The 17788-nt window shown below is 69.2% G+C and carries 17 protein-coding genes; 6 read left to right on the top strand and 11 right to left on the bottom strand.

Annotated elements, in window-relative coordinates; genetic code table 11:
* Window positions 1–22 precede the first annotated feature (22 nt).
* Both ctlX and WDU99_RS02065 read right to left on the bottom strand, forming a co-directional pair.
* A complete protein-coding gene (gene ctlX, locus WDU99_RS02070) occupies window positions 23–940 on the bottom strand; it encodes a citrulline utilization hydrolase CtlX (protein ID WP_337330781.1) in 918 nt (305 codons plus the stop codon).
* Window positions 937–1974: an ornithine cyclodeaminase gene (locus WDU99_RS02065; RefSeq protein ID WP_337330780.1), complete on the bottom strand. Its 1038-nt coding sequence runs from the start codon at window positions 1972–1974 to the stop codon at window positions 937–939. Before WDU99_RS02065 ends, ctlX begins: the two co-directional genes overlap by 4 nt.
* A 124-nt stretch (window positions 1975–2098) precedes the next feature.
* Between WDU99_RS02065 and WDU99_RS02060 the strand changes: the two genes are divergently transcribed.
* Complete coding sequence (locus tag WDU99_RS02060; protein ID WP_337330779.1) at window positions 2099–2530, top strand: Lrp/AsnC family transcriptional regulator; 432 nt, start codon at window positions 2099–2101, stop codon at window positions 2528–2530.
* On the opposite strand, the gene purH is transcribed toward WDU99_RS02060, so the two are convergent.
* Both purH and purN read right to left on the bottom strand, forming a co-directional pair.
* Window positions 2531–4138 (bottom strand): bifunctional phosphoribosylaminoimidazolecarboxamide formyltransferase/IMP cyclohydrolase, encoded by a 1608-nt coding sequence (purH, locus tag WDU99_RS02055; protein ID WP_337330778.1) that lies wholly within the window; start codon window positions 4136–4138, stop codon window positions 2531–2533.
* A 58-nt stretch (window positions 4139–4196) separates the two neighbouring features.
* Complete coding sequence (purN, locus tag WDU99_RS02050) at window positions 4197–4778, bottom strand: phosphoribosylglycinamide formyltransferase (protein WP_337330777.1); 582 nt, start codon at window positions 4776–4778, stop codon at window positions 4197–4199.
* Window positions 4779–4885: 107 nt separating this feature from the next.
* Between purN and WDU99_RS02045 the strand changes: the two genes are divergently transcribed.
* Complete coding sequence (locus tag WDU99_RS02045; RefSeq protein ID WP_337330776.1) at window positions 4886–5815, top strand: LLM class F420-dependent oxidoreductase; 930 nt, start codon at window positions 4886–4888, stop codon at window positions 5813–5815.
* A 19-nt stretch (window positions 5816–5834) separates the two neighbouring features.
* On the opposite strand, the gene WDU99_RS02040 is transcribed toward WDU99_RS02045, so the two are convergent.
* On the bottom strand, window positions 5835–7109 hold the full coding sequence (locus WDU99_RS02040; RefSeq protein WP_337330775.1) for a cell division protein PerM: 1275 nt from the start codon (window positions 7107–7109) through the stop codon (window positions 5835–5837).
* Window positions 7110–7199: 90 nt separating this feature from the next.
* Between WDU99_RS02040 and WDU99_RS02035 the strand changes: the two genes are divergently transcribed.
* Window positions 7200–8678 carry an NCS2 family permease gene (locus WDU99_RS02035; RefSeq protein WP_337330774.1) on the top strand — a complete coding sequence of 493 codons (1479 nt, stop codon included), beginning with the start codon at window positions 7200–7202 and terminating at the stop codon, window positions 8676–8678.
* 411 nt (window positions 8679–9089) lie between these two features.
* Here WDU99_RS02035 and sucD read toward each other — a convergent pair whose 3' ends face one another.
* A complete protein-coding gene (sucD, locus tag WDU99_RS02030; RefSeq protein ID WP_337330773.1) occupies window positions 9090–9992 on the bottom strand; it encodes a succinate--CoA ligase subunit alpha in 903 nt (300 codons plus the stop codon).
* 19 nt (window positions 9993–10011) lie between these two features.
* A complete protein-coding gene (gene sucC / locus WDU99_RS02025; protein WP_337330772.1) occupies window positions 10012–11178 on the bottom strand; it encodes an ADP-forming succinate--CoA ligase subunit beta in 1167 nt (388 codons plus the stop codon).
* A gap of 130 nt (window positions 11179–11308) precedes the next feature.
* On the opposite strand from sucC, the gene WDU99_RS02020 reads away from it, so the two are divergent.
* Complete coding sequence (locus WDU99_RS02020; protein ID WP_337330771.1) at window positions 11309–11968, top strand: TetR/AcrR family transcriptional regulator; 660 nt, start codon at window positions 11309–11311, stop codon at window positions 11966–11968.
* A gap of 106 nt (window positions 11969–12074) precedes the next feature.
* Here WDU99_RS02020 and WDU99_RS02015 read toward each other — a convergent pair whose 3' ends face one another.
* On the bottom strand, window positions 12075–12563 hold the full coding sequence (locus WDU99_RS02015; protein WP_337330770.1) for a hypothetical protein: 489 nt from the start codon (window positions 12561–12563) through the stop codon (window positions 12075–12077).
* A 78-nt stretch (window positions 12564–12641) separates the two neighbouring features.
* Between WDU99_RS02015 and WDU99_RS02010 the strand changes: the two genes are divergently transcribed.
* Together WDU99_RS02010 and WDU99_RS02005 are read left to right on the top strand one after the other, a co-directional pair.
* Window positions 12642–14093: a phytoene desaturase family protein gene (locus WDU99_RS02010; RefSeq protein WP_337330769.1), complete on the top strand. Its 1452-nt coding sequence runs from the start codon at window positions 12642–12644 to the stop codon at window positions 14091–14093.
* Entirely contained in the window at window positions 14090–15130 is a 1041-nt protein-coding gene (locus WDU99_RS02005; protein WP_337330768.1) for an ATP-dependent DNA ligase, read from the top strand. Before WDU99_RS02010 ends, WDU99_RS02005 begins: the two co-directional genes overlap by 4 nt.
* Here the strand turns inward: WDU99_RS02005 and WDU99_RS02000 are convergent.
* The 3 genes from WDU99_RS02000 to WDU99_RS01990 are packed head-to-tail and all read right to left on the bottom strand — an operon-like array spanning window position 15103 to window position 17739.
* Complete coding sequence (locus tag WDU99_RS02000; RefSeq protein WP_337330767.1) at window positions 15103–15609, bottom strand: nitroreductase family deazaflavin-dependent oxidoreductase; 507 nt, start codon at window positions 15607–15609, stop codon at window positions 15103–15105. The two genes, WDU99_RS02005 and WDU99_RS02000, sit on opposite strands and share 28 nt — an antisense overlap.
* On the bottom strand, window positions 15602–16669 hold the full coding sequence (locus tag WDU99_RS01995; protein WP_337330766.1) for a DNA polymerase domain-containing protein: 1068 nt from the start codon (window positions 16667–16669) through the stop codon (window positions 15602–15604). Before WDU99_RS01995 ends, WDU99_RS02000 begins: the two co-directional genes overlap by 8 nt.
* Window positions 16670–16683: 14 nt before the next feature.
* Window positions 16684–17739 carry an IS110 family RNA-guided transposase gene (locus tag WDU99_RS01990; protein WP_337330765.1) on the bottom strand — a complete coding sequence of 352 codons (1056 nt, stop codon included), beginning with the start codon at window positions 17737–17739 and terminating at the stop codon, window positions 16684–16686.
* Between the last annotated feature and the right edge of the window lie 49 nt (window positions 17740–17788).

Here is a 17788-nt window from a genome sequence, read left to right as displayed (position 1 = left end):
AATCGGACACGACAGTGGGGCGTCAGCGCGCGTCGAGGTGGATGCCCGCGAGCATGCACCGCACCGATCCGCCCGCCAGCTCGATCGGCGCGACATCGACCGCCAGCACGCGGCACGATGCCGACAGGATGTCGAGCTGTTCATCGGTCAGACTGCGGTGCGCGGTCTCGGAGATCACGAGCAGGCGCTCCCCGCCGTGCCCGCGCACCTCGAGGGCGTTGCCGGCGAACGACGCGACCTGCTGCGCCGTCAGCGGGATGAGCGTGCGTCCGGTCTCGCGGATGCGCCGGGCGATCTCTTCGCGACGCGCGTCGCCGACGATCGCGTCCAGGCCGATCAGCGCGATGTCGGTGCCGATGCACATCATGACGTTGGTGTGGTAGATCGGCACGCCATCGGGATCGACGGCGTCGAAGACGACAGGTTCGTACCCGAACACCGTGCAGAAGCGTTCGACGAGCACCGGATCGCACCGCTTCGAGCGCACCGCATAGGCGATCCGCGAGACGTGGTCGAGCACCATCGCGCCGGTGCCCTCGAGGAACAGGTCGTCGGGCTCGAGCCCCGAGTAGTCGATGACCTCCTGCACGCGGTACTCGGCCTTGAGCATCTCGATGATGTCGGCGCGGCGCTCGCCGCGCCGGTTCGGCGCGTACATCGGATACACCGCGACGCGGCCCCCGGCGTGCGTCGAGAACCAGTTGTTGGGGAAGACGCTGTCGGGATGGGTATCGCCCTCGTCGTCGAAGACGTGCACGCGCACGCCCGCCTCGGCGAGGGTCTCGGCGACCCGCGTGCACGCGTCGTAGGCCTCGCGCGAGACGTCGTGGTCGGCGGGACGCTGGAAGTTGTTGTCGGCCGCGGTCTGCGGGTTCGGGCGGAAGTGGTGCGGTCTGATCAGCACCACGGCGCCCGGCGCCTGCGCGGACGCCGCTCTCACGCCAGGCTCGGCGCCGCGGCGCCCTCGGCGACGAGGGCGAACAGGTTCTTCGGGTCGTCTGGCTCGGCGATGATGTCGACCTCGGTGAAGAAGTCGGTGCCGTCGATCGCGGCGGCGAGGTAGCGCAGTGCCGAGAAGTCCTCGATCGCGAAGCCGACCGAGTCGAAGATGGTGATCTGCTCGGCGGAGGTGCGTCCGGTGGCCTCGCCGTTCAGCACGCGCCACAGCTCGGTGACGGGATGCTGGGGGTCGAGCTGCTGGATCTCGCCCTCGATCCGCGTCTGCGGCGGGTACTCGACGAAGGTCTCGCCGCGGTGCAGGATGCGCGCGTCGAGCTCGGTCTTGCCGGGGCAGTCGCCGCCGATCGCGTTGATGTGCACTCCGGGCACGACCATGTCGTCGGTGAGCACCGTGGCGTTGGCCTTGTCGGCTGTGCAGGTGGTGATGATCTGCGCGCCGGCGACCGCCTCGGCCGCGCTGTCCGCGCGGACGATGTCGAAGCCGAGCGGACGCATGTTCGCCTCGAAGACGTCGAGCGCGTTCGGGTCGGTGTCCCACACCCGCAGGCGCTCGATGCCCAGCAGCGCGCGGAAGGCCAGCGCCTGGAACTCGGCCTGGCTGCCCGTGCCGATCATCGCCATCGTCGTGGCATCCGCGGGGGCGAGCGCGCGCGCCACCATCGCCGAGGTGGCGGCGGTGCGCAGCGCGGTGAGGATGGTCATCTCGGTCCACAGCGTCGGGTAGCCGCTGTCGACATCGGCGAGCACGCCGAACGCGGTGACGGTCTGCATCCCGCGGGCGGGGTTGCCGGGGTGACCGTTGACGTACTTGAAGCCGTACTGGCGGCCGTCACTGGCGGGCATCAGCTCGATCACGCCGATCTCGGAGTGACTGGCGACGCGGGCGGTCTTGTCGAACTGCTCCCAGCGAAGGAAATCTTCGACCAATGCGTCGGCGATCCCCTCGATCGCGCGCTCGATCCCGGTGCTGACCAGCCAGCGGCGCATGTTCGGAACATCGACAAAACGGACCATCGCCCACCCTTTCAGTCTGAGAGTCCCAATCTAGGAAAGGTGCGCTTGCACTTTCAATCAGCAACATGGATCATTTGCGCTAAAGATCACACATTCTGCTGAGACTCACTGTAAGTTCTGTCACATGAGCTCTCTGGATGATCTCGATCGCCGCCTGCTGTCGCTGCTGCGTGCCAACAGCCGCGAGTCGGTCGTGAACCTCGCGAGGCGACTCGGAGTCACTCGCGCGACGGTCGACAGCCGCCTGAAGCGACTCGTCGAGAGCGGGGTGATCGTGGGGTTCTCAGTGCGCGTGCACGACCCCGCCGAAACCTCGGTGGTGCGCGCGATCATGCTCATCGCCGTCGAGGGGCGCAACACCCGCGACGTGATCCGCAGTCTGCGCGGTGTCCCTCAGATCGCCACCCTGCACACCACCAACGGGCGCTGGGATCTCGTCGCCGACATCAGCTGCGACAGCCTGGCGTCGTTCGACGAGACCCTCAGCATCATCCGTGGGATCGACGGCATCCGCGACAGCGAGACCAGCATCCTGCTGAGCTCGGCCACGATCTGACTAGTGGAAGAAGTGGCGCTCGCCGGTGAAGAACATCGTCACGCCGGCCTTGCGGGCAGCATCCACGACCTCTTCATCGCGCACCGAGCCGCCGGGCTGCACGATCGCCTTGATGCCGGCGTCGATCAGCACCTGCGGGCCGTCGGCGAACGGGAAGAACGCGTCGGATGCTGCGACCGAACCCGCCGCGCGATCGCCGGCGCGCTCCACCGCGAGGCGGCATGAGTCGACGCGGTTGACCTGCCCCATGCCGACGCCCACCGTGGCGTTGCCCTTGGCGAGCACGATCGCGTTCGACTTCACGGCGCGGCACGCCTTCCACGCGAAGATGAGGTTCTCCATCTCGGCGTCGTCCGGGCGCTCGCCCGAGACGAGCTCCCACCCCTTGGCGACCGAGAAGATGTCGTCCGGGAACCGGTCGGCGTCCTGCAGCAGCAGGCCGCCGGAGACGAGGCGGATGTCCATGCGCTCCTGCTGCCAGTCCGAGGGCAGCTGCAGCAGACGCAGGTTCTTCTTCGCCTTGAACACCTCCAGCGCAGCCGGCTCGAAGTCGGGCGCGACGATGACCTCGGTGAAGATGTCCTTCAGGTTCTCGGCCATCTTGAGCGTGACCGTGCCGTTGGCGGCGATCACGCCGCCGTACGCCGACACCGGGTCGCACTCGTGCGCACGCAGGTGGGCGCTGGCGATCGGGTCGAGTGCGTTGGGGGCGGTGGTGGCGATACCACACGGGTTGGCGTGCTTGATGATCGCCACGGCCGGAAGCACCATGTCATAGGCGGCGCGCAGGGCGGCATCCGCATCGACGTAGTTGTTGTACGACATCTCCTTGCCCTGCAGCTGCGTGGCCTGGGCGATGCCGTGCCCGCCGGCGCGGGTGTAGATCGCGCCGCGCTGGTGCGAGTTCTCGCCGTAGCGCAGCGTCGCCAGGCGCTCGGCCTTGACCGTGAGGTGTGCGGGCAGGTCGCCGGGCTCGGCCAGCGTGCCCTCGGCGAACCACTGCGCCACTGCCGAGTCGTAGTTCGCGGTGTGCGCGAACGCGCGCGCGGCGAGCTCGCGGCGCTGCACGAGGCTGGTGCCGCCCGCCTCGACCGACTCGATGATCGCCGGATACGACTCGGGTGAGACGACGATGGCGACGTTGGCGTGGTTCTTGGCCGCGGCGCGCACCATGGCGGGGCCGCCGATGTCGATCTGCTCGACGATCGCGTCGGGCTCCGCGCCCGAGGCTGCGGTCTCGACGAACGGGTACAGGTTCACCACGACGAGCTCGAACGGCTCGATCTCGAGCTCTGCGAGCTGCCGCTCGTGGTCTTCCAGGCGCAGGTCGGCGAGCAGCCCGCCATGCACCTTCGGGTGCAGCGTCTTGACGCGTCCATCGAGCATCTCGGCGACGCCGGTGACGGCGGCGACGTCGGTGACGTCGTGTCCCGCGTCGCGGATGGTCTGCGCGGTCGAGCCCGTCGAGACGATCTCGACGCCGGACGCCACCAGGGCCGCCGCCAGCTCGAGCAGACCGGACTTGTCGCTGACCGAGACCAGTGCGCGTCGGATCGGCACCAGATCGCGGTCGCGGTACAGCGTGGGGTCGAGACGGGGGCCGGCCATGAGGGTTGCTCCTTCGTTCGGGCGGGGTCGTGCGGGCGGATGGTTCAGGGGTGCGGATTCAGGGAGCGAGCTCGAGCTCGCCTCTGGCGATGCGCTGCACCACATCGATGAGCAGTCGGCGCTCCACGGGCTTGATGCGCTCGTGCAGGGTCGCCTCGGTGTCGCCCGGCAGCACGGGGATGCGCTCCTGGGCGAGGATCGGTCCGCTGTCGACGCCGTCGTCGACCACGATCACGCTGGCCCCGGTCTGCGAGACGCTCGCGGCGAGGGCATCCCTCACGCCATGCGCACCCGGGAACTCCGGCAGGTACGCGGGGTGCGTGTTGATGATGTGGGGCGCGTAGCGCGCCACGACGGCCGCGGGCAGCAGCCGCATCAGGCCGCTGAGCACGATCAGGTCGGGCTGCCACACGTCGAGCTGCGCCGCGAGCTCGTCACCCCATGCCTCGCGGGTGGGGAAGGCCGCATACGGCACGGTGAACGAGGGGATGCCGAACTCCTCGGCGTGAGCGAGGCCATCTGCTTCGCGGTCAGCCCCGACCGCCACCACGCGGGCAGGGAAGTCGGGGTGGGCGGCGGCCTCGAGCAGGGCTCGGAGATTCGAGCCGGTACCGGAGATGAGAACCGCGAGCGTCAGCACCCGGTCAGTCTACCGGCGTGGCGGCGCCCTTCCGGGCGGGTGACGCAGCCGCCCACCGGCGCCGTCCGATGCGTGCGCCGCGGAAGCGCACACGACAGACTGGATGGATGGAGTTCACCGTCTTCACCGAACCGCAGCAGGGCTTCAGCTACGACGATCAGCTCGCCTTCGCGCTGTCGGCCGAGCGCCACGGGTTCGATGCCTTCTTCCGTTCCGACCACTACATGCGCATGGGCGGCGGCGACCCGCTGCCCGGGCCGACCGATGCGTGGACGACGCTGGCCGGGCTCGCCCGCGAGACCAAGAGCATCCGTCTGGGCACCCTGGTCTCGTCGGCGACGCACCGTGTGCCGGCAGTGCTGGCCATCCAGGTCGCACAGGTCGATGCCATGTCGTCGGGACGCGTCGAGTTCGGTCTCGGCACGGGCTGGTTCGAGGAGGAGCACCGGGCCTACGGCATCCCGTTCCCGACCCGGCGGTTCGGCCTCCTCGAGGAGCAGCTGGCGATCATCACGGGCCTGTGGCAGACGCCGGTGGGCGGGTCGTTCTCGTTCCAGGGCGAGCACTACGCCCTGACCGAATCCCCCGCCCTTCCCAAGCCCGTGCAGGATCGCGTCCCGGTGATCGTCGGGGGCAGCGGCCCCCGGCGCACCCCGGCGATCGCCGCCCGGTACGCGACGGAGTTCAACATCGGGTTCCAGCCGGAACGCGTCGTCGCCGACCGCATCGCGGTCGTCAGCGCCGCCTGCGAGGCGATCGATAGAGACCCCGCGAGCATGAAGTTCTCGGTGGCGATGACGACGTTCGCCGGCGGCTCGGATGCTGATATCGCTCGACGCGTCGAGGCCGTCGGCCGCTCGTCGGCCGACATCGATGACGAGGCGAACCTCGTGGGATCGGCGCAGCAGATCGCGGCGAGGGTCGAGCGCCTGCGGGCGCTCGGCGTGGCGCGGGTGCACTTCCAGCTGCTCGATCTGCGCGATCTCGAGCATCTGGACTACCTCGGTTCCGAGGTGCTGCCCCTGCTGCGCGGGTGATCCGCTGCGTCACTGGGCGTCAGCCCGAGGTGGACGAGCCCTCCCACTGCGCCATCTCCGTGCGCCAGCGGTCGGTGCGCTCCTCGGCCAGCTCATCGGGATGGCGCGGCGCGAGCAGCAGGATAGCCGCTCCGATCAGCACCTCCAGGCCGATCGCGAGCGCGAACCCGCCGACACTCGGTCCGATCTCGGTCAGACGCCCAGGACCGATGGACCCTGATGCCAGCAGGGCGGCGAGCGCCGCCGCCCCCGCGGAGAGCGCCGCGATGCCGCCCGCGATCGCGACGCGAGGCGCGAACGCATCGGCCGACCCCTCCCACGCGAGGCGGGAACGCACCATCCACCCGGCCAGGGCGCCGCAGGCGATGGGCACGAGCACGCTCACCAGCATCCAGATCGAGGAGTGTTCGGGGATCAGTCCCAGCACGGGGATGCCGGGCACCGGGCCCAGCTCGGTGCCCGCGGGAGAGACGGCGGTGCCGACGCCGAGCGCGAACCCAGGTCCGGCGAGCCAGCTCGCGGCCCACACCAGCAGCGTGGGCAGGTAGGCGAGGTGCGCCAGGGTGAGCATGGTGGCGCCCAGCGCGTCGACGTGTGCAGCTTCGAAGAGCGCGATCACCTCTCCCCCGCGCAGCATCGTCATGACGGCGATCCCGACCGCCGATGCGCCGGCCAGTGCGACCATCGCGGCTGCGGCGCCGCGGATCGTCTCGGCGGGAACGGATGCCCAGTCACCCCATTCGTCGACGAGGTCGTGCAGGCGATCGATCACGCCGGAATCGCCCTCACCCCAGGCGTGCGTCAGGGCGCCGAGGAGCAGACCGGCGGTGTACACCGAGGCCGGCACGACGATGGCCGCCCAGAGCGGCGCACGCAGGACCGCCGACGATGCGGTGAGTGCCACCAGCACGCCGATCAGGGCGAACGTGACGGCCCCGGATGCCACGCCTCCCGACCACGTGCCGGCGACGGCCGCCCGCCGGCCGGATCGCGCGGCGAACAGCAGGGTGAACACGAGGATCGCCAGCGGGGGCACCGAGAGCGCGAACTGCGCAGCCTCCTTCGGCAATGCCAGCGCCGACATCAGCGCATCGGGCAGCACCACCTCGAGCGGCACCCCGTGACCGAACTGCCAGAGCGTGCCGCTGACCGGCCACAGCGCACCCCATTCCGCGTCTGCCCCGAAGGCGAGCACCCACAGCAGGGTGAAGGGCGCGAGCACGATCGTGAGCCCCACGGCGGCCGCAATGGCTGCGTCCAGGGCGGCGAGGAGGACGACGGTGACACGTTGCATGACTCCACGAGCCTACGACGTGCGCTGGGGCCTTCGCGCTGGGCACGCGCGAGTGACAGGACGCGATAGATTCTGTGCGGAGGTTTCCCGATGACAACTGCCCCTGCCCGCCCCGACACCGAGCGCAAACCGACCGGACGGCTCGACCGGTACTTCGAGATCACGAAGCGGGGGTCCAGCTTCGGCGCGGAGATCCGCGGCGGTCTCGTCACCTTCGTGACGATGGCGTACATCGTCATCCTCAACCCGATCATCCTCGCCGGCAAGCCCGATGTCGCCGGCGATGTGCTCGGCTTCAACGCGGTCGGCGCGGCAACGGCATTGACCGCCGGTGTGATGACGATCCTGTTCGGCCTGATCAGCCGCCTGCCGTTCGGCTTCGCCGCGGGGCTGGGCATCAACGCGTTCGTCGCATTCAGCGTCGTCGGGCAGGTCACCTGGCCCGAGGCGATGGCCCTGGTCATGATCAACGGCGCGCTGATCGTGCTGCTGGCTGCCACCGGGCTGCGGAAGGCGATCTTCGACGCCGTGCCGTTCCAGCTCAAGATCGCGATCACCGTCGGAATCGGCCTGTTCATCGCCTTCATCGGCTTCGTCAACTCGGGCTTCGTCACCGCCACCGGCACGTCGTCGCCGCCGGTCGGTCTGGGTGTGAACGGCTCGGTCGCCACCGTTCCGACGCTGTTGTTCGTGATCACGCTGATCGTCACCGGCATCCTCGTCGCCCTGCGGGTGAAGGGCGGCATGCTCATCGGTCTCGTCGCGGGCACGGTGCTCGCCGTCGTCGTCGAGGCGATCTGGAAGATCGGGCCCCGCACATTCGACGCCGAGGGCAACGTCACCAATCCCGGCGGCTGGGGACTGACCGTCCCGGCACTGCAGGGCTCGCCCGTCAGCATCCCCGACCTCAGCCTGGTCGGCGCCGTCGATTTCACCTTCGACCTGGGCAAGGTCAGCTCGGTGGCCCTGGTGATGATCGTCTTCACGCTGCTGTTCACGAACTTCTTCGATGCGATGGGCACCATGACGGGTCTGGCGAAGGAGGCCGACCTGGCCGATGAGAAGGGCGACTTCCCGCGCATCAAGTCGGCGCTGATCGTCGAGGGCGTCGGCGCGATCGCCGGTGGTGCGACCTCGTCGTCGTCGAGCACGGTGTTCATCGAGTCGGGCGCCGGCATCGGCGAGGGAGCCCGCACGGGCTTCGCGAACCTGATCACCGGCGGCATGTTCCTGGTGGCGATGTTCCTCACGCCGCTGACGTCGATCGTGCCGACGGAGATCGCCGCGGCGGCCCTGATCATCGTGGGTGCCATGATGATGGCGCAGATCCGCCACATCGACTTCGCGGACTTCCGGGTGCTTCTGCCGGTGTTCCTGACCGTGACGGTCATGCCGCTGACCTACTCGATCGCGAACGGCATCGGGGCCGGCTTCGTGAGCTGGGTGCTGGTCCACGCGTTCTCGGGTCGCGCCAAGCAGATCAGCCCGCTGCTGTGGGTCGTCGGTGCGGGCTTCCTCATCTTCTTCGCCCGCGGGCCTATCGAGATGCTCTTCGGCGCGACGATCTAGCCGCAGTCCGGTTCAACTCTGAAGGACGATTCCACTTCTACAGGATGATCTCGCCACGAGCATCCTGCAGAAGCGGAGTCGTCCTTCGTGCTCGAGGGGGTTATCCCTCCAGCAGCGTCTCGCCGATGTACCCGCCCTCACGGCAGCCGGGCGGCACGGCGAACACTGCGCTGCCGATCGGCGTCGTCCACAGGTTCAGCAGGTCGGCCTTCGCGGGCAATACGCGGCGCGCGACCCCGGCTGTGGAATTCCGCAGGACGAATGCAACTCGACAGGATGTTCCGGCCGCCAGCATCCTGCGGACGTGAAATCATCCTGAATTCTTGCGCGGGCGTCGGATGCTGTGCATGAGCGCGCGTAAATGACGAAGGCCCCGAGGTGGAGCTCGGGGCCTCCGTCGTTCAGTCTAACTCAGAGCGCTTCGACAATAGAGCGCATCAGCTCAGCGGTCTCGGAGGGGGTCTTGCCCACCTTGACGCCGGCGGCCTCGAGGGCCTCCTTCTTGGCCTGCGCGGTACCGGCCGAGCCCGAGACGATGGCGCCGGCGTGGCCCATCGTCTTGCCCTCGGGGGCGGTGAAGCCGGCCACGTAGCCGACGACCGGCTTGGTGACGTTGGCCTTGATGTACTCGGCAGCACGCTCTTCGGCGTCGCCGCCGATCTCACCGATCATGACGATCGCCTTGGTGTCGGGGTCGGCCTCGAACGCGGCGAGCGCGTCGATGTGCGTGGTGCCGATCACCGGGTCGCCGCCGATGCCGATGGCGGTCGAGAAGCCGATGTCCTTCAGCTCGAACATCATCTGGTAGGTGAGCGTGCCCGACTTCGACACCAGGCCGATGGGACCGCTGCCGGTGATGTTCGCCGGGGTGATGCCGGCCAGTGCCTCGCCGGGGGTGATGATGCCGGGGCAGTTCGGACCGATGATGCGGGTCTTGTTGCCCTTCGACTTCGCGTACGCCCACGCCTCGGCGCTGTCGCCGACCGGGATGCCCTCGGTGATGACGACCAGCAGCGGGATCTCGGCGTCGATGGCCTCGATCATCGCGTCCTTGGCGAACTTCGGCGGCACGAAGGCCACCGACACGTCGGCGCCGGTCTTCTGCATCGCCTCGGCGACCGACGCGAAGACGGGCAGCTCGACCTCGCCCTCGTGCGGCTTGTCGTGGGTGACCACGGTGCCGGCCTTGCGGGCGTTCACACCGCCGACGATGTTGGTGCCGGCCTTCAGCATCAGAGCCGTGTGCTTGGTGCCCTCACCGCCGGTGATGCCCTGGACGATGACCTTGGAGTCTTTGTTGAGGTAGATCGACATTTCTCTCGTTCCTTAAGTCTCAGGCGTTCGCCAGCTCAGCGGCCTTGTCGGCGCCCTCGTCCATACCTGCGGCGAGCGTCACCAGCGGGTGGTTCGCCTCGGCGAGGATCGCACGGCCCTCTTCGACCTGGTTGCCGTCCAGGCGCACCACGAGCGGCTTGGTGGCCGCGTCGCCCAGGATCTCGAGCGCCTTGACGATGCCCTCGGCGACGGCCACGCACGAGGTGATGCCGCCGAACACGTTGACGAACACGCTCTTGACCTGCTCATCGCCCAGGATGACGTCGAGGCCGGCGGCCATGACCTGCGCGTTGGCGCCGCCGCCGATGTCGAGGAAGTTGGCCGGCTTGACGTCGCCGTGGTTCTCGCCGGCGTACGCGACGACGTCGAGGGTCGACATGACCAGGCCCGCGCCGTTGCCGATGATGCCGACCTGACCGTCGAGCTTGACGTAGTTGAGGCCGGCGGCCTTGGCCTTCGCCTCGAGCGGGTCGGCGGCGGCCTTGTCCTCGAGCGCCTCATGCTCGGGGTGACGCACCTCGGAGCCGTTCTCGTCGAGCGAGACCTTGCCGTCGAGGGCGATGATGTCACCGGACTCGGTGCGCACCAGCGGGTTGACCTCGACCAGGGTCGCGTCCTCGCCCTTGTAGACGTCGTAGAGCTTGACGAACACGTCGGAGACCTTCGAGACGAGGTCGTCGGGGAACCCGGCGGCCTTGGCGATCTCGATCGCCTTGGTCTTGTTGATGCCCACGAGCGGGTCGACCTCGATGCGGGCGAGCGCTTCGGGCTTCTCGACGGCGAGCTGCTCGATCTCCATGCCGCCCTCGACGCTGCACAGCGACAGGTACGAGCGGTTGGCGCGGTCGAGGAGCACCGAGAAGTAGAACTCCTCGGCGATGGCGGCGCCCTGCGCGACCATGACGCGCTTGACGATGTGCCCCTTGATGTCGAGTCCGAGGATCGCCTTGGCCGCCTCGTACGCCTCGTCGGGGGTCTTCGCGACCTTCACACCGCCGGCCTTGCCTCGACCACCGGTCTTGACCTGGGCCTTAACGACGACCACGCCGCCGATCTTCTCGGCTGCCGCCTTCACCTCCTCCGGCGTATCCGCGACGATGCCGGCAAGCACCGGCACTCCGTACGATTCGAAAAGGTCTCGTGCCTGGTACTCGTAGAGATCCACTCTGCAGTCCTTCGCTGGTTGCGGCGGTTGGGACGCGACAAATGTGTCGGGTGTCGATATCATTCGACCCGGTGTCCAAGCCTACTACCGCCCGCGACATCGAAAGCACGCCGGGTCTAGGCTCTGCGTTATGCAGCAACCGACCCAGCTCCGCACCGGCGTCGTGGCCGCGGCACTCGAGCTGTTCGCCACGCAGGGGTTCGAGGCGACCTCCGTCGAGCAGATCGCGAAGGCCGCCGGGGTCTCGCGTTCGACGTTCTTCCGTCAGTTCGGCGGCAAGGAGGACGTCGTCTTCACCGACCACGAGCAGATGCTGGACGATGTGCGGCTGTTCCTCGAGCGGCCGCACGACGATCCGTGGGCTGCGGTGTGCGAGGCGTCCGAGCGGGTCTTCGACCATTTCGTGCGTGACCCCGAGCTGGCGCGGAGGCGTTACGAGGTCGTGCGGCAGGTGCCGGTGCTGCGCGAGCGCGAGATCATCACGGTGTTCCGCTACGAGCGGCTCTTCGATGAGTACCTGCGCGGTGCGCTGCCCGGCCTGGCCCCGATCGACGCTGTCGGCTTCTCGGCGCTGGTGACGGCGGTGCACAATCACGTCCTGCGTCAGCTGCTGCGTGGGCAGGATGTGCCGGTGACGACGCTGCGCGCGGCGCTCGACGAGGTACGCCGCCGGTACGGTGTCCTTCCGGATGCTGCGGATGCGGCATCCGACGACGTCGTGGTCGCGGTGTTCCCCCGTTCGATGCCGATCGCCGAGATCTCACGCCGGGTGCAGGCCGAGCTGTCCTGAGCGGGCGGCGGGGAACCTCGATCTCCCTTGCGGGCTCACGTCGTGGAGGGCCCCACAGCCAGAGGCTCCGCGCAGCGCGCAGCAATGGGTGGAGGAGGCCGAGGGATCAGTCGTCGCAGCCGCACTTCCCTGCGGCGTTCTTGACCATGAAGCAGACGTCGCACACGCCGTAGTCGCGCTCCTCGCGGGGCGTCGCCTTGGGGGTGCGCGGAGCAGCGGGGGCGGATGCCCGTGCGGCCGTCGTCCGCTTCGGGCGTGCGGGCGCACCGGGCAGCGTACTGGGGTGGTTCACGTAGAAGTACGGGGCGCGTCCCTCGCTGGGCAGCAGGGGCAGTGCGCGTCCGCCGACGAGCACCTGCTCGTCTTCGGTGAAGCCGTTCGTGTAGGTGCGGCCGATGTGCAGCGCCGCGCCGTCGCGGCGCAGCGCCTCGATGTAGCGGCCGCGGTCGATGTAGGCGGTGGTGCCGACGGCGGCGGTGACCGCGACGATGAAGTCGTGGTTCTCCTCCGGGATGCGGTGCGCGCGCAGCGCCTCGGCGAGGGATCGGTACGGACGGGAGGTTCCTGCGGGGGTCGGGCCCTGGACTTCGTTCATCACCTCGATTCTCTCACCCGCGGGGCCGTGCCGACACCGCTCGTGCCGCGACGGCGCCCCTCGTGACACACTGAGGGGATGGCACGCGCGACAGTGATCGGCAGCGGTCCGAACGGGCTCGCCGCGGCGGTCGCCCTGGCCCGTGCGGGCTACGCCGTCGAGGTGCTCGAGTCCGCCGAATCGGTCGGCGGCGGCGTGCGCACCGAGCAGGCGACGCTGCCCGGGTTCGTCTGGGACGTCTGCTCGGCCGTGCACCCGGCAGCTCTGGCCTCTCCGTTCCTGCGCGCCTTCGGCATCCGCGATCGAATCGACTGGATCGTGCCCGAGATCTCATACGCGCACCCCCTCTACGACGGACGCGCCGCCGTCGCCTGGCACGATATCGAGCGCACGGCGGATGCCCTCGGTGCCGACGGCCGCGCCTGGCGCGCCCTGCTGCGGCCGCTGGTGCGACGCATCGACGGTCTCGTCGACTTCACCGGCGACGCGCTGCTGCGCGTGCCGTCCGATCCGGTCACCGCCGTGCGGTTCGGATTGCGGATGCTGGAGCAGGGCACACCGCTGGCGCGGAGCGTTCTGCGCACCGAGGCCGGTGCCGCGCTGCTGAGCGGCGTCCTGGCACACGCGAATGCCCCGCTCCCCTCACTGAGCGGCGCCGCGGCCGGGCTGCTGCTCGCCGCGCACGGTCATGCCGCGGGATGGGGATATCCGCGGGGCGGCGCCCAGCGCATCGCCGACACCCTGGTCGCCGATCTCGAGGCGCACGGCGGTGGTGTGCGAACAGGCGAGCACGTGCGCGACCTGGCGACCCTCGACTGGGGCGACCCCACCCAGGGAGACCTGCTGATGCTGGCTGGCTCGCCGCGCCTGGCGCTCACGCATCCCGGCATCCCCTCGCGGTATTCCCGGGCGCTGCGCGCCTATCGCTACGGCCCCGCGGCGGCGAAGGTGGACTTCGCGCTCGACGGCCCTGTGCCGTGGGCGAACGAGCTGGTCGGCCGGGCGCCGACCGTGCACGTCGCCGGCACGCGCGCAGAGGTGCTCGAGAGCGAGAACGCCGTGGCCCGAGGCACGGTCAGCGACCGGCCGTACGTGCTGGCGGTGCAGCCGTCGGTGCTCGACGACACGCGGGCCCCCGCCGGACAGGCGGTGCTGTGGTCATACATCCATGTGCCCGCCGGATCCCAGCTCGACGCCACCGAGCTCGTCACCCGCCAGATCGAGCGCTACGCCCCCGGGTTCCGCGACCGTGTGCTCGCCAGCCGTGCGGTGCCGGCGTCCGCCCGCGAGATGCTGAACCCCAGTGAGATCGGCGGCGACGTGTTCGGCGGCGCGTTCACGATCCGGCAGGCGTTCCGCCGCCCGGTGCTCTCCCCCACCCCGTGGCGCACGCCGATGCCCGGGGTCTATCTCGCGTCAGCATCCACCCCACCCGGCCCGGGCGTGAGCGGCATGGCGGGCTGGCATGCCGCCCGCACCGCTCTCCACGACGCCGACGCGCCCGCATCTCTCGAGGAGCTGTTCGCATGAGCAGGTACGACATCCCGGCGCCCATGCTCGCGAAGGCCGCATCGAGCGTGCCCGATCCGGCGACGAAGCCGATGCTGTACGAGCCCAAGTGGGATGGATTCCGCGGACTGATCGCCTGGGATGGCGAGACTGTGGAGATCGGCTCGCGCGGCGCGAAGCCGCTGACCCGGTACTTCCCCGAGCTCGTGGAACAGCTCGCCGGCATCCTGCCCGGGCCGTGCCTGCTCGACGGCGAGATCGTCGTCGCCACCGGCCCCGACGGCGCGCAGCGCCTGGACTGGGAGGCACTCAGTCAGCGCATCCACCCCGCCGCTTCCCGAGTCGCGAAGCTGGCCGTGGAGACGCCGGCGATGTTCATCGCCTTCGACCTGCTGGCCGATGGCGACGAAGACCTGCAGCCCCTCCCGTTCCGTGAGCGGCGAGCGCGACTCGAGCGGATGCTGGCGAACGCGCGCTCTCCCCTGCACCTCACGCGAACCACCGACGACCCCGAGCTCGCCCGCCGCTGGCTGGCCGAGTTCGAGGGCGCGGGTCTCGACGGGATCGTCGCGAAACCCCTCGATGACCCGTATGCACCGGGAAAGCGCGCGCTGATCAAGGTCAAGCACGCGCGCAGCGCGGATGTCGTCGCACTCGGCTATCGGGTGCACAAGAGCGGCTCGGGCGTGGGATCGCTGCTGGTGGGCCTGTACGGTGACGACGGGGTGCTGCGGCAGGTCGGCGGGGTCGCCGCCTGGTCGAACGCGATGCGGCAGCAGCTGGTCGACGAACTGGAGCCGCTGGTCGAACGCGACGCCTCCGGCGACGTCGTCACCGGTGAGGGCGAGCGCTCGCGCTTCACCGGCGCCAAGGACGTCTCGTTCGTGCGGCTGCGCCCCGAGCGGGTGCTGGAGGTGCGCTACGACCAGCTGGAGGGCGCGCGGTTCCGGCACACCGTGCAGTTCGAGCGCTGGCGCCCCGACCGTGACGCGCGCTCGTGCACCTACGATCAGCTCGACACGGTGCCCGGCTACGACCTCGCCGACGTGCTGGAGTGAGCCGGGGCATCCCGCGGGTCCGGCGGGGTGAACTCGACGATCGGGATGTCTGCCTCGCCACCGGCGGCGTAGTCCATCGCCGCTCCCAGGTGCTTCCACGCCTCGGGATGCTCCGCGGCATAGCGCTTCAGCAGGGCCGCCGACTCCTCAGCATCCAACAGCCGCACTTTCGCCGGCACGCGTCGGGCGCGACCCGTGCTGAGGTAGGCGACGCCGTTCGCCTTGAGATTGCGGTACCACTGCGCGCGCGGGCCGAAGCCCGAGGGCACCCGGATCAGATTGTGCGCACGCTCAGCCACCTCGACCACGACGTAACGCGGCTCGTGAGAGACGCGGCCACGATGCTCGATCATCACCAGCCGCTTGCCGAAGATCCACCCGAAACCCGCCCGATAGACCGCGATCGGCAGCCGCACCAGCCACCGGGTGCGCAGCAGCCCCACGGCCAGGCGATCCACGACCCCGGTGCGCTCAGTCATCCTCGTCCTCCCAGTTCGCGGCGACCTTCTTGCTCGGCTGCACCCGCGGCGGCTCACCGGGCATCTTCGGGAACTCCGGCGGAAACGACAGCTCGCCGAGCCCGTTCTCGACGTCGCGGTCCCACCATTCCAGCAGCGTGTCGATGCGGCCCGGCGTCTGCTGCATCTCGGCCCACGGGTCGCCGATCTCGGCGAGCCGGCCGGGGATGCTGCGGATCGTGAATCTCGTCGGGTCGAGGTCGTCGAGCTCGTCCCAGTGGATCGGCGTCGACACCGGTGCACCAGGGATCGCCCGCGGGCTGTACGCGCCCGCCATGGTGCGGTCGCGATTGGCCTGGTTGAAGTCGACGAAGATGCGCTCGCCGCGCTCCTCCTTCCACCAGCTCATGGTGACGGCTTCGGGCATCCGACGCTCCAGCTCGCGCCCTGCCGCGATCACCGCGTGACGGACGACGAGGAACTCCCACTCGGGCACGATCGGGCAGAACACGTGCAGGCCGCGGTTGCCGCTGGTCTTGATGAACGCTTCGAGACCCGCCTCGGCGAGCACCTCGCGCAGCGCGTGCGCGGCGACGACGGCGTCGGCGATGTCGGTGCCCGGCTGGGGGTCGAGGTCGATGCGCAGCTCGACCGGGTTGTCGGTGTCCGACTCCAGCGACGCCCAGGGGTGGAACACGATGGTGTTCATCTGCACCGCCCAGACGATGGCGCTCGGCCGGTTCAGCACGATCTGCGGATGGCTGCGGCCACTGTTGTAGGTGACGGTGACAGCATCCACGAAGTCGGGGGTTCCCTTGGGCGGGTTCTTCGAGAAGAAGCCCTCGGCGCGCTTTCCCGGCGACGCGGCGATGCCGTCGCGGAAGCGCTCCAGCGACACCGGCCGATGCCCATTGGATGCCAGGAACGGCGCGGCCACCTGCTGCACGTACTCCGCATACTCGGCCTTGGTGATGCCATCCTCACCCTCGACGGGCCAGACGATCTTGTTCGGGCTCGAGAGCGAGACGTCGCGCTCGCCGTCGGGATCCTGCACGGTCACGGTCACACGCTCGGATGCCATGGTTATCTCCTATGTCAAGCGGCTTGTGGAATGCAAGTCGCTTGCGCTTGTTCGTGGTGGATGAGGATGTTGAAGACGATGCGGGCTAGGCGCCGTTTCAGTGCCCGGTAGGCCTCTGTGCTGGTGTCGCCGTTCGAGCGGCGATGGTCGTAGTAAGCGCGTCCCAGACCGCCGAGACGGACCTGGGTGATTGCGATGCGGTGCAACGCGGCATTGAGTTGTCGGTTGCCGCCGCGGTTCAGGCGCACTCGCCCTGCGGTGTTGCCGGACCAGACGGGTATGGGTGCGACTCCGGCGTTCATCGCGAAGCAGGCTTCGGACCGGAATCGGCTGGCGCCAGCGGTCTCGGCGAGGATCTTCCCCGCCGTCAGCGTTCCGCAACCGGGCAGCGCGAGCAGTTCCGATGGAGCCTGCTCGACAGTGAGTCGTTCGATCCGGCCGGTGAGTTCACGGATCAGGTCGCAGAGCTGGTCGATGTGATCCAGGACCATGCGAGCCAGATCCGCGTCGATGCCCTGCCGTGCGTCTAGCCAGTGGTGCAGCCGGGAACGCATGGCGGCGGTGTTGAAAGCGGAAGACGCGGGGTCTTGCGCGGGATCCAGGGCATGCAGGTGCCAGCGGATCCGATTCACTTCCCGCGTCCGTTCGCCCACGAGCTGCTCGCGGCGCTCAATCAACAGCTTCAGCTCTCGGGTCGGCTCATCCAGCTGCGCTTCGGGCAGATCGGACTCGGCCAACGCTGCCCGCGCGACCGACAGCGCGTCGATCGGGTCGGACTTTCCCGGGGATCTGACCGAACGCCGCGCACCCGCCATCAGTTTCGGAGGCACCCGGACCACGGACTGTCCCGCACTGAGCAATGCATGCTCGAGGCGTCCGGTCAGGTGGCGGCAGTCCTCGATCGCCCACCGATCCGGAACCTGCCCGAATCGTCGGCGCGCCCAGCCGAGCAGCTGCCGGTGACCGGCATCCGTCGCCGGAACGACGACCTCGCCGACCTTCTTGCCGACACCGTCTACAGCGACAGCCGTGTGGGACTTCTTGTGCACATCGATACCGACGACCAACATGGGAGTTGGCTCCTTTCATGCCCGAGAGGAACAAGGTCGGGCCGGTCGG

Source organism: Microbacterium bandirmense (assembly GCF_037204185.1).
In the GTDB taxonomy this organism is placed as follows: domain Bacteria; phylum Actinomycetota; class Actinomycetes; order Actinomycetales; family Microbacteriaceae; genus Microbacterium; species Microbacterium bandirmense.
Note: the sequence above shows the minus strand (reverse complement) of the source record. Positions and strands in the feature narration are given on the sequence as shown.

Excerpts from the sequence above, each read along its gene's own strand:
- WDU99_RS02065 (WP_337330780.1), bottom strand. The coding sequence starts at position 1,974 with ATGGTCCGTTTTGTCGATGTTCCGAACATGCGCCGCTGGCTGGTCAGC.
- WDU99_RS02060 (WP_337330779.1), top strand. The coding sequence starts at position 2,099 with ATGAGCTCTCTGGATGATCTCGATCGCCGCCTGCTGTCGCTGCTGCGT.
- purH (WP_337330778.1), bottom strand. The coding sequence starts at position 4,138 with ATGGCCGGCCCCCGTCTCGACCCCACGCTGTACCGCGACCGCGATCTG.
- WDU99_RS02045 (WP_337330776.1), top strand. The coding sequence starts at position 4,886 with ATGGAGTTCACCGTCTTCACCGAACCGCAGCAGGGCTTCAGCTACGAC.
- WDU99_RS02040 (WP_337330775.1), bottom strand. The coding sequence starts at position 7,109 with ATGCAACGTGTCACCGTCGTCCTCCTCGCCGCCCTGGACGCAGCCATT.
- WDU99_RS02035 (WP_337330774.1), top strand. The coding sequence starts at position 7,200 with ATGACAACTGCCCCTGCCCGCCCCGACACCGAGCGCAAACCGACCGGA.
- sucD (WP_337330773.1), bottom strand. The coding sequence starts at position 9,992 with ATGTCGATCTACCTCAACAAAGACTCCAAGGTCATCGTCCAGGGCATC.
- WDU99_RS02020 (WP_337330771.1), top strand. The coding sequence starts at position 11,309 with ATGCAGCAACCGACCCAGCTCCGCACCGGCGTCGTGGCCGCGGCACTC.
- WDU99_RS02015 (WP_337330770.1), bottom strand. The coding sequence starts at position 12,563 with ATGAACGAAGTCCAGGGCCCGACCCCCGCAGGAACCTCCCGTCCGTAC.
- WDU99_RS02010 (WP_337330769.1), top strand. The coding sequence starts at position 12,642 with ATGGCACGCGCGACAGTGATCGGCAGCGGTCCGAACGGGCTCGCCGCG.
- WDU99_RS02005 (WP_337330768.1), top strand. The coding sequence starts at position 14,090 with ATGAGCAGGTACGACATCCCGGCGCCCATGCTCGCGAAGGCCGCATCG.
- WDU99_RS02000 (WP_337330767.1), bottom strand. The coding sequence starts at position 15,609 with ATGACTGAGCGCACCGGGGTCGTGGATCGCCTGGCCGTGGGGCTGCTG.
- WDU99_RS01995 (WP_337330766.1), bottom strand. The coding sequence starts at position 16,669 with ATGGCATCCGAGCGTGTGACCGTGACCGTGCAGGATCCCGACGGCGAG.
- WDU99_RS01990 (WP_337330765.1), bottom strand. The coding sequence starts at position 17,739 with ATGTTGGTCGTCGGTATCGATGTGCACAAGAAGTCCCACACGGCTGTC.